Annotated in this window: 10 protein-coding genes; 3 read left to right on the top strand and 7 right to left on the bottom strand. The window is 62.8% G+C overall.

Annotation, left to right across the window (positions count from 1 at the left end):
• Positions 1-135: 135 nt before the first annotated feature.
• Positions 136-792, top strand: coding sequence for a CCXG family PEP-CTERM protein (locus tag ACQ4W7_RS10105; protein ID WP_436530184.1), 657 nt, complete (start codon positions 136-138; stop codon positions 790-792).
• A 93-nt stretch (positions 793-885) separates the two neighbouring features.
• Here ACQ4W7_RS10105 and ACQ4W7_RS10100 read toward each other — a convergent pair whose 3' ends face one another.
• The 6 genes from ACQ4W7_RS10100 to ACQ4W7_RS10075 form a co-directional block, all read right to left on the bottom strand.
• The gene (locus tag ACQ4W7_RS10100) at positions 886-1,866 is read right to left on the bottom strand and encodes an FHA domain-containing protein (RefSeq protein WP_436530182.1); all 981 of its coding nucleotides are present in this window, start codon (positions 1,864-1,866) and stop codon (positions 886-888) included.
• A complete protein-coding gene (locus ACQ4W7_RS10095) occupies positions 1,863-3,266 on the bottom strand; it encodes a S1 family peptidase (RefSeq protein ID WP_436530180.1) in 1,404 nt (467 codons plus the stop codon). Before ACQ4W7_RS10095 ends, ACQ4W7_RS10100 begins: the two co-directional genes overlap by 4 nt.
• Before the next feature lie 74 nt (positions 3,267-3,340).
• Positions 3,341-3,994 carry a GTP cyclohydrolase II gene (gene ribA, locus ACQ4W7_RS10090; RefSeq protein ID WP_099378311.1) on the bottom strand — a complete coding sequence of 218 codons (654 nt, stop codon included), beginning with the start codon at positions 3,992-3,994 and terminating at the stop codon, positions 3,341-3,343.
• Positions 3,995-4,214: 220 nt separating this feature from the next.
• Positions 4,215-6,452 (bottom strand): PhoX family protein, encoded by a 2,238-nt coding sequence (locus ACQ4W7_RS10085; protein ID WP_436530178.1) that lies wholly within the window; start codon positions 6,450-6,452, stop codon positions 4,215-4,217.
• 157 nt (positions 6,453-6,609) lie between these two features.
• Positions 6,610-6,996 (bottom strand): DoxX family protein, encoded by a 387-nt coding sequence (locus tag ACQ4W7_RS10080; protein WP_436530176.1) that lies wholly within the window; start codon positions 6,994-6,996, stop codon positions 6,610-6,612.
• 175 nt (positions 6,997-7,171) lie between these two features.
• Positions 7,172-7,873: a pirin family protein gene (locus ACQ4W7_RS10075; protein ID WP_436530174.1), complete on the bottom strand. Its 702-nt coding sequence runs from the start codon at positions 7,871-7,873 to the stop codon at positions 7,172-7,174.
• A 166-nt stretch (positions 7,874-8,039) separates the two neighbouring features.
• Here ACQ4W7_RS10075 and ACQ4W7_RS10070 point away from each other — a divergent pair, with 166 nt between their 5' ends.
• Both ACQ4W7_RS10070 and ACQ4W7_RS10065 read left to right on the top strand, forming a co-directional pair.
• On the top strand, positions 8,040-8,966 hold the full coding sequence (locus ACQ4W7_RS10070; protein ID WP_426070587.1) for a LysR family transcriptional regulator: 927 nt from the start codon (positions 8,040-8,042) through the stop codon (positions 8,964-8,966).
• Positions 8,967-9,180: 214 nt separating this feature from the next.
• Positions 9,181-11,340, top strand: coding sequence for a putative bifunctional diguanylate cyclase/phosphodiesterase (locus tag ACQ4W7_RS10065; protein WP_436530172.1), 2,160 nt, complete (start codon positions 9,181-9,183; stop codon positions 11,338-11,340).
• On the opposite strand, the gene ACQ4W7_RS10060 is transcribed toward ACQ4W7_RS10065, so the two are convergent.
• A complete protein-coding gene (locus tag ACQ4W7_RS10060; protein WP_436530170.1) occupies positions 11,337-12,251 on the bottom strand; it encodes a LysR family transcriptional regulator in 915 nt (304 codons plus the stop codon). The two genes, ACQ4W7_RS10065 and ACQ4W7_RS10060, sit on opposite strands and share 4 nt — an antisense overlap.
• Between the last annotated feature and the right edge of the window lie 79 nt (positions 12,252-12,330).

The following is a 12,330-nucleotide window of genomic DNA, read 5'->3' as shown; positions in this document are numbered from 1 at the left end:
ACGCGGAAGTCTACGCCACCGACCGCTCATTTCTGCAATTACTAGCGCGCTACGCCGACACGCCTCAATGCAGCGTGTATTCAGCGCCAGCGCCCCTTGCTGCGCCCACTGAATACTTACTTACTGGATATCATCATGAAAAACTTGCCTAAAATCGCCTTGTCCCTGATCGCTGTCGGTGTGTTTGCCCACGCGAACGCCAGCACCATCACTCTCTCCACCGGCTACTCGAACGCTGGCGCGCAAGCTTCCGCCGCCGCCTACCAGTCCGTAGTGAATGCCGCCGTGGCTACGCCGGGCGCCGGTTATGGTTCGACCTCGGTCGCCAGCTATAACAACGTCGATAACAGCAGCCTGTTTGGCAGTGGTTCGAATATCGCTTTCAAATCGACCATCAACTTCGGCGTCAGCGCGGCCAATGCGGGCGCCTGGAGCTTTCGTAGCGGCGTCGACTTCGGCAAGGGCGGCGCCCTGTTCCTCGACGGCGTGGCGCTGGACTTCAAGAGCAATGACATGTGGTGGGCAGGCAACTACAACAATGGTAGCCAGTTCTTCAGCGGTTCGAGCTCCCTGTCGGCCGGCAATCACACGCTGAGCATCTATGGCCTGGAAGGCTGCTGCGATGGCGGCCAGCAAGCGCAGTTCAAGGCGGGCAATAACAATTTCGTCAGCTTTGGCGCCAATGACGGCTTGATTTCGGCCGTTCCTGAGCCAACCACCTACGCCATGCTGCTGATCGGCCTGGGCTTGCTGGGCTTTACGGCGCGCCGCAAGCAGGAAGCCAAGTTCTAAGTTGCCATGACGTACGTGCGCGCGCCTGCAAGCGCGCGATAAAAAAGCCCGCCGGTCTGCGATGACACGGCGGGCTTTTTGCGTATTGGCGTCTTAATCGCCGCTGTCTTCGTCTTCGTCGGCCCCCTTGGCCGCCTTGCCGCGCTCGGCGTCGACGGCGCGCTGCAGGCCGGCCGCATCGCGGAAGAAAGCCTCTGTCGTGTGATCCGCGACTAAACGCAAGGTCGGCGGGTAGATCACCGACATGTACGCCTCGTCGGCCAGGCGGCCGCTGGTCTGCAGGTTGCTCAGCAGGATCAGCGTCGAGCCAATGCTGGCCAGCACGACGGCGACGAGGCCGAAGCGGCGCGGGTGCTGCGGCTTGATCGTGCACAAGTGGTAGTAGATCATGGTGCAGACGATGACGATGAATATATGCCGCCCGTAGCGCGTCAGCACTTCCAGCGACAGCGCATACGCCGCCACATTGCTGCCCAGTTCCCACACTTCCATGGCCAGCAAGCCGCAGCCGATGATGAACAGGTGGCGACCGAAGCGCGCCACATGGCCGAACAGGCGGTTTGCCACGGCCCAGATCGACGCCCACACGAGGCCGCCGGCCAGCGCGTAGGCGATGATCATCAGGTAGGAAATCGGGTCGAAGGCTTCCGCGTCGCCGAGCCAGTTGCTGAAGGCTGCCGAGGCGCCGATCATGGCCAGGCCGGCGACGGCGGGGCGCAAGCCTTCCCAGTCGTGCCTGGTGGTGTCGCTCAGTTCGGGCGCAATAGGGTGGTCGCTGGCGCGCACGCGCAGGCGCGTGTGGCCCAGGCGCACAATGCTGTTGCCGTTCAAGGCCACTTGCAGTTGCCGTTGTCCCCGGTGGATCACGCCATTCTGGCTGCCCAGGTCGCGCAGCAGCAGGCCGCCTTGGCCATCGTCCTCGACGATGGCGTGCCGGGCGGCTGTATGCGCGTCGTCGACGATGAAGTCGTTATCGTAGCCGCGGCCGATGCGAATCGGCAAGGTGGCGATGCGCTGGCGTTGCTGCACTTCGCCATTCTCGGCGAGGATTTCGATGAAGTACGGCGCTGTCATGGCTTGCGCGTCCCGCTGGTGGATGGGGCGCGCGACAGCGCTTCGAGGAAGGTGCGCGTGACGCGCATGCCGTTGGCGTAGGACACGCCGCGCGCGTCGATGCGGCTTTGCAGGCTCATGAGTGGCTCATCGGTGCTGGCGGCCAGCAGGGCAAAGTCGTACAGGCCGGTAAACTTGCGGTAGGCACGCACGCACAGGACGGCGCGCAGGTGCAGAGAGGCATTCTTGACGAACTGTTCGGTGCATTGTGGCCCCGTCAGGTGCACGCTCTTGTAGCTGCCGACACTTTCATTCTTGAACGAGGCGCTGGCCAGCTCGGAAAAGCGCAGTGCGCCCAGTTCGCTGCTGCGCAGGAATTCGTGGCGCATCGACACTTGCCCGGTCTGCAGGGCGCCGGAAATAAAAATGGCCGATTCCATGGCGCAGCTGGTGTTGTCGAGCATGTAGGGCTTGTCGGACTTGACGTTAGAGCGGCCCCAGCAGCGCATCTGATCCGATTCGCGCACGGGCACGCGGTACGGGCCCATGGCTTTCAGGCTCAAGGGCGTGTCGAGCAGGCGCGCCAGCATGAGGTCCTGGTGCGCCAGCAACTGCGCCGTCACCAGCGGTTTGAAGTCTTTCGGCGGCTTGCCTTGCAGGGCGACTTTGGCCAGCAATTGCTGGGCATAGCGGGCGGGAACGAGAAAACTGACGAGTTCGCCATCGAGGCGCTTCGAGACATTCACACCGGCCACGTCGCCGCTGGCCGTCACGCTGGGGCCGCCGCTCATGCCGGCATTGATCGGTCCGGTAAACATCAGCTGGTCGTAGAAGCTGCGCGTGACGACGCCGTTGTACGAGCCTTCCGAGATGGCGAAGCCCAGGTCCAGCGGATTGCCCATCGAATACAGGTATTGCCCCTGTGTCAGGGGCGCCAGCGGCTCGGGCATCTTGAAGAAACCCGTGCCGTGGCGGTTCACGCGCAGCACGGCCAGGTCGTGCAGCACGTCGACCGCCAGCAATTCCACATTGCCCCGCTGGCCGCTGGTATCGACCCATTCGCCCACGTAGGTATCGGGGTCGAGCGCGAATTGGGAGACCACGTGATAGTTGCTCACCACTAGGTCGCCCGTGCCGATCAAAAAGCCCGAGCCGACCGACGACTGCGTGCGGCCGTTTTTCAGCAGCACGCGCACTTGCAGGATGTCGGCGCGCGCGGCCGTGTACAGCTTTTGCGCGGCCGACGAGGGCGGTGGCAGGGCCGCATGTTCGGTGGCGGCGGGCGCGGCGGTGGCCGGCGGCGGTTTGGCGGGGGGAGTCGAAGCGGTGGGGGCCGCGGCTGGCGTAGGCGCCGGGGCCGCGTGTGCGCCAGCGGCAGCGCACAGGCTGGCCAGCAAAAAGGCGAAGTTAGATAATTTCATGCATCCTTTGTGCGTGAGCAGGAGCGAGGCCGACCCGACGCAGCATCGTGCACGCGTTGCGCCAGCCCGGGGGATTACAGGGCGCCGTCTTCCAGCGCCGGCGCCGTTTCCGGCGTCATCATGTGACCGAGCTTGCTTTGCTTGGTATTCAGGTAGTGCTGGTTGAAGGCGTTGCGGTTCACCAGCAGCGGCACCCGTTCGGCCACCGTGATGCCCAGCGCTTCCATCGCGGCGATCTTGCGCGGGTTGTTCGTCATCAAACGCAGGCTGTTAATGCCGAATTGCGCAAACATGGGCTTGCACAAGGTGTAGTTGCGCGCGTCGGCCTTGAAACCCAGCTGTTCATTTGCCTGCACCGTGTCGGCGCCCGCTTCCTGCAGGCGGTAGGCGCGGATCTTGTTGATCAGGCCGATGCCACGCCCTTCCTGGCGCAGGTACAACAAAATGCCGCGGCCTTCCTCGGCGATGCGTTTCAAGGCGCCTTCGAGCTGCGCGCCGCAGTCGCAGCGCTGGGAAAACAGCACGTCGCCCGTCAGGCACTCGGAATGCACGCGTGCCAGCACCGGTTCGCCGTTGCCAATATCGCCCAGCACCATGGCCAGGTGTTCCTTGCCAGTGGCATGCTCGACAAAGGCGTGCAGGGTGAACTGGGCCCACGGCGTCGGCAGTGCGCAGGAAGTCGTGTAATCCAATTCGCCTGTCGCCAGGAGGTCTGCGCCGCTTTGCATGGTTGTGCTCATATAAGTAATTATCAAAAATAAAAGGCGCGCGACACCACTCCGGTGCCGGCGCGCCTTGCCATCATACCAAAAAGCAGGGAAACGTTTTCCCTGGCTGCCATTCGGTCGTTGCAATGTCTGGTGATAAGCCTTACTTAGGGACACTTCCTCCTTTTACAAGGTGAATTGCTGGCTTTGCCTGGCGGATGCCGCCGCCAGGCACGGATCATCAGCTGCCGATGCGTCCGCCGTCGTTCTTGGTGATCACGATGGTGGCCGAGCGGGGACGCTTGCCGGCGCCATAACCGGCGTTGGCCGGCCACTGGCTCGTGTATTTGGATGGATCGCCGATATTCGCCAGCGCCGTGCTTTCGCCCGGATGCTGGATGTTGATGAACATGGTCTTGCCATCGGGCGTTTCGCTGATGCCCGTGATTTCCGAGCCGACCGGCCCCACCAGGAAGCGTTTGAGCGTGTCGGCGGTAGGTTTCTTGCCGATGAAGGTGTCGACCGCCAGGTTGCCGCCGGCCGCCGTGGCGTAGTTCAGGGTCGACTTGGCGCCGTCGCCCACCTTGCCGGGGATGGCCGCCAGCATCATGCAGTTGGTCACATCCGTGTACGCGCCATCGTCGGTCTGGATCCAGCAAATGCCGGTGTAGGGGCTGAAGGCCAGGCCGTCCGGGCTCGAGAAATCCTGGTCGGCCGTCAGGTTCGACAGGTTGATCTTGCTGGCGTCGGCGCCGCTCTCGGCGCCAAACAGGTAGACATCCCAGGTAAAGCTGGTGGCCGCAGCCGCGCCCGTACCTTCCTTGAAGCGGATGATGTGGCCGTTCGGATTGCCGTTCTGCGCGCTGCTGCCTTTCATGTCCGTGTAGGCGCGTGGATTGGCGCTGTCCGGCACCAGCTGCGACGAGCCGCTCGGATTGACGTTGCGGTTCGAGTTATTGGTCAGCGTGTAGTAGATCTCGCCATTGGCCGGGTTGACCGAGCACCATTCCGGACGGTCCATCTTCGTCGCGCCCACGGCGTCGGCCGCCAGGCGGGCATTCACCAGCACATCGGCCAGATCGGCGAACTTGTAGGCGCCATATGCCTGGATCAGCGCGTTCGACATGGCCAGCTCGATCCACTGGCCCGTGCCATCGGCGGCCAGCTTGGCCACGTACAGCTTGCCCGAATCGAGGTATTTGTCGCCGGTGGCCATGCGGTCGGCCGGGTTGGCGTCCGCGGCGGCCCAGGCGGCGGTCGTGACAAACTTGTAGATGTATTCGTTGCGTGAATCGTCGCCCATGTAGACGGCCAGCTGCTGACCCACGGTCGGGACGCTGAAGGCGGCGCTTTCGTGCGCGTAGCGGCCCAGTGCCGTGCGCTTGCGGATGGCGCGGGTCTTGTCGTACGGGTCCATCTCGACGATGTAGCCCATGCCATTCAATTCATTGCGGTAGTCGTCGCTGCCGTTGGTCGAGGCGCCAATCTTGCTCAGGTTCCAGCGCGCATACTTGTCGTCGCTGCCGCCCGTTTCCCAGCCGTGGCGCGAGGCGCCGCCCTGGCTGCGGCCATAGCGGTTCAGCGAGACTACGGACTTGTCGCCGCGCGCCGCATTGTCGGTGGCCGAGCGCGTGAAATAGCCGGCCCAGTTTTCTTCGCCCGAGAGGTAGCTGCCCCATGGCGACTTGCCCGTGCCGCAGTTGTTGATGGTGCCGCGCGTCTTGGTGCCGGTCGGCGAATACTTGGTCACTACGAGGGCGTTGCCGCGCACCGGGCCGGCAATCTCGATGTCCGTCAGCGGCGTGACGCGGCGGTTGAAAGCGGAATCGTTGACGGTGGCCCAGGCGCTGCCCGTCTTTTTGACTTCCACCACGCTCAGGCCGTGGACGGCCACTTCCTTGTCGACTTCGGCCGCAGGGCGCGGCAGCGAAGTGGTGCCGCCATTCACGTGCAGGAAGTGCGAGGACAGTTTTTCGTCGGTGGTCGCTTCATGGTTCATCGCCAGCACGCCCCGTTCGGCGCCGGACGCCAGCGGCGCGCCGGCGGCGGAGAGACCGTAGTATTCCATGCCGTCGTGGTGGTCGCCGGCGCGGTTATCGAAATCGGTATCGCTGCCGTCATTCTTGTAGGCTGGCGTGGCTGCGCGCAGCGAGTCGCCCAGCGCATACAGGGCCGTGGCCGTGTAGCCGGCCGGCACCGACACGACGTCGGCCAGGCTTTTCGGCACGGCGGCGAAGGCCAGCAGTTTTTCGGGTGTCGGTGTCGGCGTGACGGCGACCGCATCGCTGCCGCCGCCGCAAGCGGACAGGCCCATCGAACCCATGACGGCGGTAGCGGCCGTGACGGCGCCGCCGCGCAGCCAGTTGCGGCGGCTCAGGCGGGCGTTCAGGATGCTATTGAAATGGTTGTCGTGGGACGCGTTGCTGTCAATGTCGTTCAGATCGGTGGCGCTGATGGCCAGATCGTTGGGCTTGTTCATGGGCTGCGATGTCCTGTGGTTACGTGATTAAATGGCAACCGCATGATAGTCAGTGTATGTGACCGCACGATGTCAGCTTGATGACAATACGGTGACAGGCTGCCAAGCGGGCGAACCGCGTACGCGACGGACCCGTTCGCTCAGGCAGCTCGCGGCCTTATTTGACCTTGCGAAAACCGCGCTCCACCAGCAACAACATGCCGCCGAAGATGGACAGGTTCTTCAGGAAGTTCGTCAGCTGATCCTGGAAGTGGGTCGCATCGGCGCTCCAGAAGGCGTGGAAGATGAGCGTCGTCGGGATCAAAAACAGCGCCAGCGCCAGCGCCGCCCAGCGCGCCTGCCAGCCAGTAATCAGCAGCAGGCCGCCGCCCACTTCCAGGGCGATCACACCGACCAGCAGGATGTTCGCCAGCGGCAAGCCCTGGCTGGCCATGTAGCCGGCCACGCCCGCAAAGCCGCCGATTTTCAGCAAGCCCGACACAAAGAACAGCACGCCAAGGGCGGCACGGCCGAGGGGGAGCAGCAGATCAGTGTTATTTTTCATGTTAATCCAATTGTTTTATCAAGATTTAAGGTTGACTTGCGGTGCCTGGCAAAACCGTAGCGAGCGGCAGTGATTTGTGGCTAAGAAGCGCAACCGTACTTTAGTACGGGGGCGCCGAGCCGGTGAGCATCGCAGGCCGCAAAGCGCGACGCGCAGTAGGTTTGGCCAGGTACCATCATTTAGGCAAGTCGAAGACGAGTACTTCAGCGTCTTCTGCTTGCGTCAATGTCACGCTCGCTTCCTGCGTCAGTTTCAGCGCATCGCCCGCTTTGAGCGGCGTGCCGTTCACCACCAAGCTGCCGCGGATCAGGTGGACGTAGGCGAGGCGGCCTTCGTCCAGCGCATGTTCCAGTTGCTCGCCTTCCTGCAGGATGCTGGCGTAGATGGCCGCATCCTGGTGGATCAGCACGGAACCCTGGCGGCCGTCGGAGGAGGCGATCAGGCGCAGCTTGCCCCGTTTGCTGTCCGGCGCGAAATGTTTTTCTTCATAGCTGGGGGCAATGCCCGTCACGTTCGGCTGGATCCAGATTTGCAGGAAGTGCAAGCCATCCGTGGCAGAATGGTTGAACTCGCTGTGGCGCACGCCGCTGCCGGCGCTCATGCGCTGCACATCGCCGTAATGCAGGACGGAACCGGTGCCCATGCTGTCCTTGTGTTCGAGCGCGCCGTCAAGCACGTACGAAATGATTTCCATGTCGCGGTGGCCGTGCGTGCCGAAACCCTGGCCTGGCGTGACGCGGTCTTCATTGATCACCAGCAAGGGGCCAAAGCCCATGTGCAGCGGATCGTGGTAGCTGCCGAAGGAAAAGCTGTGGTGGGAATTGAGCCAGCCGTGGTTGGCGGCGCCGCGTTCTTCGCTGTGACGAATCTGTAACATGGTGGACTCCGTTTCTGTCAGTGAATGTGCGATAATTTCGAAGGACCGCTGCCTGGCAGTTGCCGTGGCATTTGTACTGCCCTTCGCTGTACGATGGAGAAAGTATAGGCTGGCCAGGCTGGAAAGAAAAACGGAAAATCTTGCGACCTATGATCGAAAAAATCGAATGTTAAGACTCAGCCTGGAAGCCTTGCAAATCGTCGACGCCATCGACCGCCGCGGATCGTTCTCGTCGGCGGGCAAGGAGTTGCATAAAGTGCCGTCCACCATTTCCTATACGGTGGCCAAGCTGGAAGATGACCTGGGCGTGCAGGTGTTCCAGCGCAATGGTCCGAAAGTCATGCTGACGGCGGCTGGCCAGGAATTGCTGAAAGAGGGCCGCTATCTGCTGAAGGCGGCGCAGGACCTCGAGCACCGCGTGCGCCGGGTGGCTTCCGGCTGGGAAACGGAATTGTCCATCGGTATCGATTCCATGTTTTCCGCCGTGGCCCTGGCCGACGACGTGCGCGCTTTCTACCAAGTGGCGCAGCAGACGCGCTTGCGCCTGTCGCAAGACACCCTGTCGGGCACCTGGGAAGCGCTGCTGGACCGGCGCGTCGACTTGCTGGTGGGCGCGCCCGGCGACGGGCCGGCGGGCGGCGGCTATATCGCGCAGCCTATCGGCATGCTCGACTTCGTGTTTGCCGTGGCGCCCTCGCACCCGCTGGCGCAAGTGGCGGAACCCTTGTCGCGCGGCCATTTGCAGCAATACCGGGCCGTGGTGGTGGCCGATTCGGCGCGCCAGATGGCGCCGCGCACCGTGGGTTTACTGCTGGGACAAGATGCCTTGAGCGTACCGAACATGCAGGTCAAGTTCGATTATCAAGTGCTGGGGCTGGGCTTTGGCTTCCTGCCGGGGCCGTGTGCGCGCGCCGCCATTGCGCGCGGCCTGCTGGTGGAAAAGGCCGTGGAAGAGCCAAAACCGTCGGAAACGTTTTACCTGGCGTGGCGCGTGGGCGAGGATGGCGCCGCACTGCGCTGGTGGATGGCGCGCATGCGCGAACCGGATATGTTTGCGCGCCTGGCGCAGCATCTGCCGGGCCGTGCTGTCTGACATTAAGCGGCTGCAAGCCTGGGACGCAGTGCCGTGCCATTCTGCGTAGATCTTAAAATGTTGACATACGCCAACATTTTTAAGTTACCATATTCACAGTATTTCGACCGTCTTTCTGCCCCGACCTCCATGCCCCATAGTGGGATTTTGATGATTACACACACTGCAGCGCCCCTGATACCTTCCTCTGACCTGGCCCAAGAGTGGGGTTGCCATGCTTGAGGCGAAGGTTGCGCTGTGCCTGCGCCTGGCCCAGGATGCCCGTGAACAGGCGGGGCCGCAGCAAGCCGCCACCCTGGCGCGGCTGCAGGAAGAGCTGGAGCGGCTGCGCGGCGCCAGCCGGCCCGTGGTGCGCGTGGCGCCGGCCGACGCCTTGCTGGAAATCGATCCCGATGGCTTCCTGATCGGCTGGAACCATGGCGCCGAACAGATGTTCGGCTATTCCGAACTGGAAGCGCTGGGCCAGCACATCCTGTTTTTGTATCCGGAAGACGATGCGGAAGCGAGCGTGCTGGAATTGCATTTCAAGCAGGGCGACGTGGCCACCGATGTGCGCCGGCGCAAGAAGTCGGGCATGGTGACGTGGCTGCGCATGCACCGTCACGTGATCCACGACCAGGCTGGCAAGGCGTGCGGCATGGCCGTGCGCCTGTCGGCCATGAGCGAACCGCTGTCCGACGTGGACAAGGTGAGGTTGCACGCGCGCATCATCGAAGACAGCGAGCAAGCCGTGCTGATCACGGATGCGGAAGAGCGCATCGTCTCCATCAACAGCTCGTTTTCCCGCATCACCGGCTATTCGCCGGCCGAAGCCATCGGCCGCACGCCGGACTTGCTGCGCTCGGGCGTGCACGACCCCGATTTTCGCGCCAAGGTGCGCGCCGCCATGCGTGGGCACGGCTCCTGGCGCGGCGAAATCATCGGCAAGCGCAAGAATGGCGAACTGTTCCCGCAAGACGTCACCATCAGCGTCGTGCGCGACGAATTTGGCGAAATCAGCCATGTGTTTTCCCTGTTTTCCGATATCTCAGTGCACAAGGATGCCGAAGCGCGCATGCAGCGCATGGCCAACTACGACAGCCTGACGGGCTTGCCCAACCGCTGCCTGCTGAACCAGCTGGTGAACCAGGGCCTGGCCGAAGCGAAACGCCAGGGCACGCATGGCGCGTTGATGGTCATTGACATCAGCCGCATCGGTTCCATCAGCGACACCTTGGGCCATGAAGTGGGCGACCAGTTGGTCATCGCCATCGGCCAGTTGTTCCGTGGCGCCCTGCGCGACGCGGACATTTTGGCCAGGGTCGACAATAGCAAATTCGTCGTCGCGCTGTTGCACATCGAAAAGCGCGAACACGCGGCGAATGTGGCGCAAAAACTGCTCAACCTGCTCGAAGCACCGATCAATATCGATACCCACGCCCTGCACGTGGGCGCCAGCATCGGCATCACCGTGTATCCGGAAGATGGTCTGGAAGCGCCAGCCCTGTTCCGTTTTGCCGACGTGGCCGTGGCCAAGGCGGGACAGACCATCGAATCGACTTTCCTGTTTTACCGCGAAGACATGAACCGCAGGGCCAAAGAACATTTGCGCCTGGAAAGCGAAATGCGATTGGCGCTGGGCGACAAGGAATTGGAATTGCATTACCAGCCCAAAGTGAGCCTGGCCAGCGGGCGCATCGTGGGCGCGGAAGCCCTGCTGCGCTGGAAGCATCCGATGCGCGGCATGGTCTCGCCCGGCCTCTTCATCCCCGTTGCCGAGGAAACCAGTTTGATTCTGGAACTCGGCACCTGGGTGCTGGACGAGGCTTGCCGCCAGATCCGTAACTGGGAAGACCGGGGCCTGCACATGCCGGCTATCGCCGTCAATTTGTCGGCGCGCCAGTTCGATGAACAGTTGCCTGCGCGCATAGCGGCCGTGCTGGAACGCTACCAGGTGCGGCCCGACCAGATCATGCTGGAAATCACGGAAAGCCTGTTGATGCGGGGTGCCGACAAGGTCATCGATATCATGAACCAGCTGGTGGCCATGGGCCTGGCACTGGCGCTGGACGATTTCGGCACCGGCTATTCCAGCTTGGCTTACCTGAAGAAATTTCCCATCAGCACATTAAAAATCGACCGCTCGTTTGTCATCGGCTTGCCGTTCGAGGAAAACGATTGCGCCATCGCCCGCGCCATCGTCACCATGGCGCAGCAGTTGCGCCAGGAAATCGTCGCCGAAGGGGTGGAAACGGCCGAGCAGATGCGCTTCTTGCGCGAACTGGGCTGTGACCAGCTGCAAGGCTACCTGTTCAGCCCGGCCGTGCCAGCGGCGGAATTCGAAGTGATGCTGGGCGAGGGCCGGCAGCTGCGCCTGGATGCGGTGGCGGCTTAAGCGATGTCCAGCTTCACTTTTTCCAGCAGATAGTCGAGCATCACGCGCACGCGAGCCGGCACTTGCAGGCCCGGTCCCACGAAGACGGCGTGCACGAGTTCCTTGTCGCCCGGATTGTAGTCCTGCAGCAAGGGTATTAAATGACCTTGCTCGATATCGCGCCGCACGTGCTGGCGCGACAAGCGTCCCAGTCCCATGCCCGCCAGCACCAGCTGGCGCATGCTTTCGCCATCGCTGACGCAAGTATTGCCTTGCGGCGCCACCTGCAAGGTATTGCCCTCCCCATCGAGGAAGGGCCAGGTGTCGTTCTGGCAGCGGAAGTTGAACGCCAGCAAATTGTGCTGCGATAGCTCCTGCGGTGTGCGCGGCAGGCCGTGCAGCGCCACGTAGGCGGGCGAGGCGACGACGACCATCGCATCTTCGCCCAGCTTGCGCGCCACCAGGTTCGATTCCTTCAGCTTGCCCGTGCGGATGGCGATGTCGGTGCGGTCTTCCAACAAGTCGACGATGGCGTCGCTGACAACGACGTCAAGCACGATGTCGGGATAGCGCTGCGCAAACTCGGGCAGGATGGGTAGCAGATGACGCACGCCGAATGGCACGAAACAGTTGATGCGCAAGCGCCCGCGCGGCGCCGCGCCCTGCGCCGCTTCGCGCTCGGCGCCGTCGATATCGTCGAGGATGCGCTTGCATTGCACGAAAAAGGCGTCGCCTTCGGGCGTGGTGTGCAGCCGGCGCGTGCTGCGCTGGAGCAGGCGCGCGCCGAGACGCGCTTCCAGCCGGCTGACCAGTTTGCTGACTGCCGATGGCGTCAGGGCCAGGCGGCGCGCGGCGGCGGAAAAGGCGCCCGTTTCCACCACGGCCACGAAGACGGCCATCTCGAATGCACGGTTGATGTCTTGCCTGGCCATTATTGAATCCATTTCAAAGGTGTTTCTATTATTGGAGTCTATATCAAAAGTAGTTCCATCGATACACTGGCTGGCTTGA

It is taken from the genome of Janthinobacterium algoris (assembly GCF_051380935.1).
In the GTDB taxonomy this organism is placed as follows: domain Bacteria; phylum Pseudomonadota; class Gammaproteobacteria; order Burkholderiales; family Burkholderiaceae_D; genus Janthinobacterium.
The sequence above is the reverse complement of the archived record's forward strand: the minus strand, read 5'-3'. Positions and strand labels throughout refer to the sequence as shown.

What these genes read in the sequence shown, in the direction of transcription:
- ACQ4W7_RS10105 (WP_436530184.1), top strand. Translation starts at nt 136, where the DNA reads ATGAAAAACTTGCCTAAAATCGCCTTGTCCCTGATCGCTGTCGGTGTG.
- ACQ4W7_RS10070 (WP_426070587.1), top strand. Translation starts at nt 8,040, where the DNA reads ATGTTAAGACTCAGCCTGGAAGCCTTGCAAATCGTCGACGCCATCGAC.
- ACQ4W7_RS10100 (WP_436530182.1), bottom strand. Translation starts at nt 1,866, where the DNA reads ATGACAGCGCCGTACTTCATCGAAATCCTCGCCGAGAATGGCGAAGTG.
- ACQ4W7_RS10075 (WP_436530174.1), bottom strand. Translation starts at nt 7,873, where the DNA reads ATGTTACAGATTCGTCACAGCGAAGAACGCGGCGCCGCCAACCACGGC.
- ACQ4W7_RS10060 (WP_436530170.1), bottom strand. Translation starts at nt 12,251, where the DNA reads ATGGCCAGGCAAGACATCAACCGTGCATTCGAGATGGCCGTCTTCGTG.
- ACQ4W7_RS10080 (WP_436530176.1), bottom strand. Translation starts at nt 6,996, where the DNA reads ATGAAAAATAACACTGATCTGCTGCTCCCCCTCGGCCGTGCCGCCCTT.
- ACQ4W7_RS10085 (WP_436530178.1), bottom strand. Translation starts at nt 6,452, where the DNA reads ATGAACAAGCCCAACGATCTGGCCATCAGCGCCACCGATCTGAACGAC.
- ACQ4W7_RS10065 (WP_436530172.1), top strand. Translation starts at nt 9,181, where the DNA reads ATGCTTGAGGCGAAGGTTGCGCTGTGCCTGCGCCTGGCCCAGGATGCC.
- ribA (WP_099378311.1), bottom strand. Translation starts at nt 3,994, where the DNA reads ATGCAAAGCGGCGCAGACCTCCTGGCGACAGGCGAATTGGATTACACG.
- ACQ4W7_RS10095 (WP_436530180.1), bottom strand. Translation starts at nt 3,266, where the DNA reads ATGAAATTATCTAACTTCGCCTTTTTGCTGGCCAGCCTGTGCGCTGCC.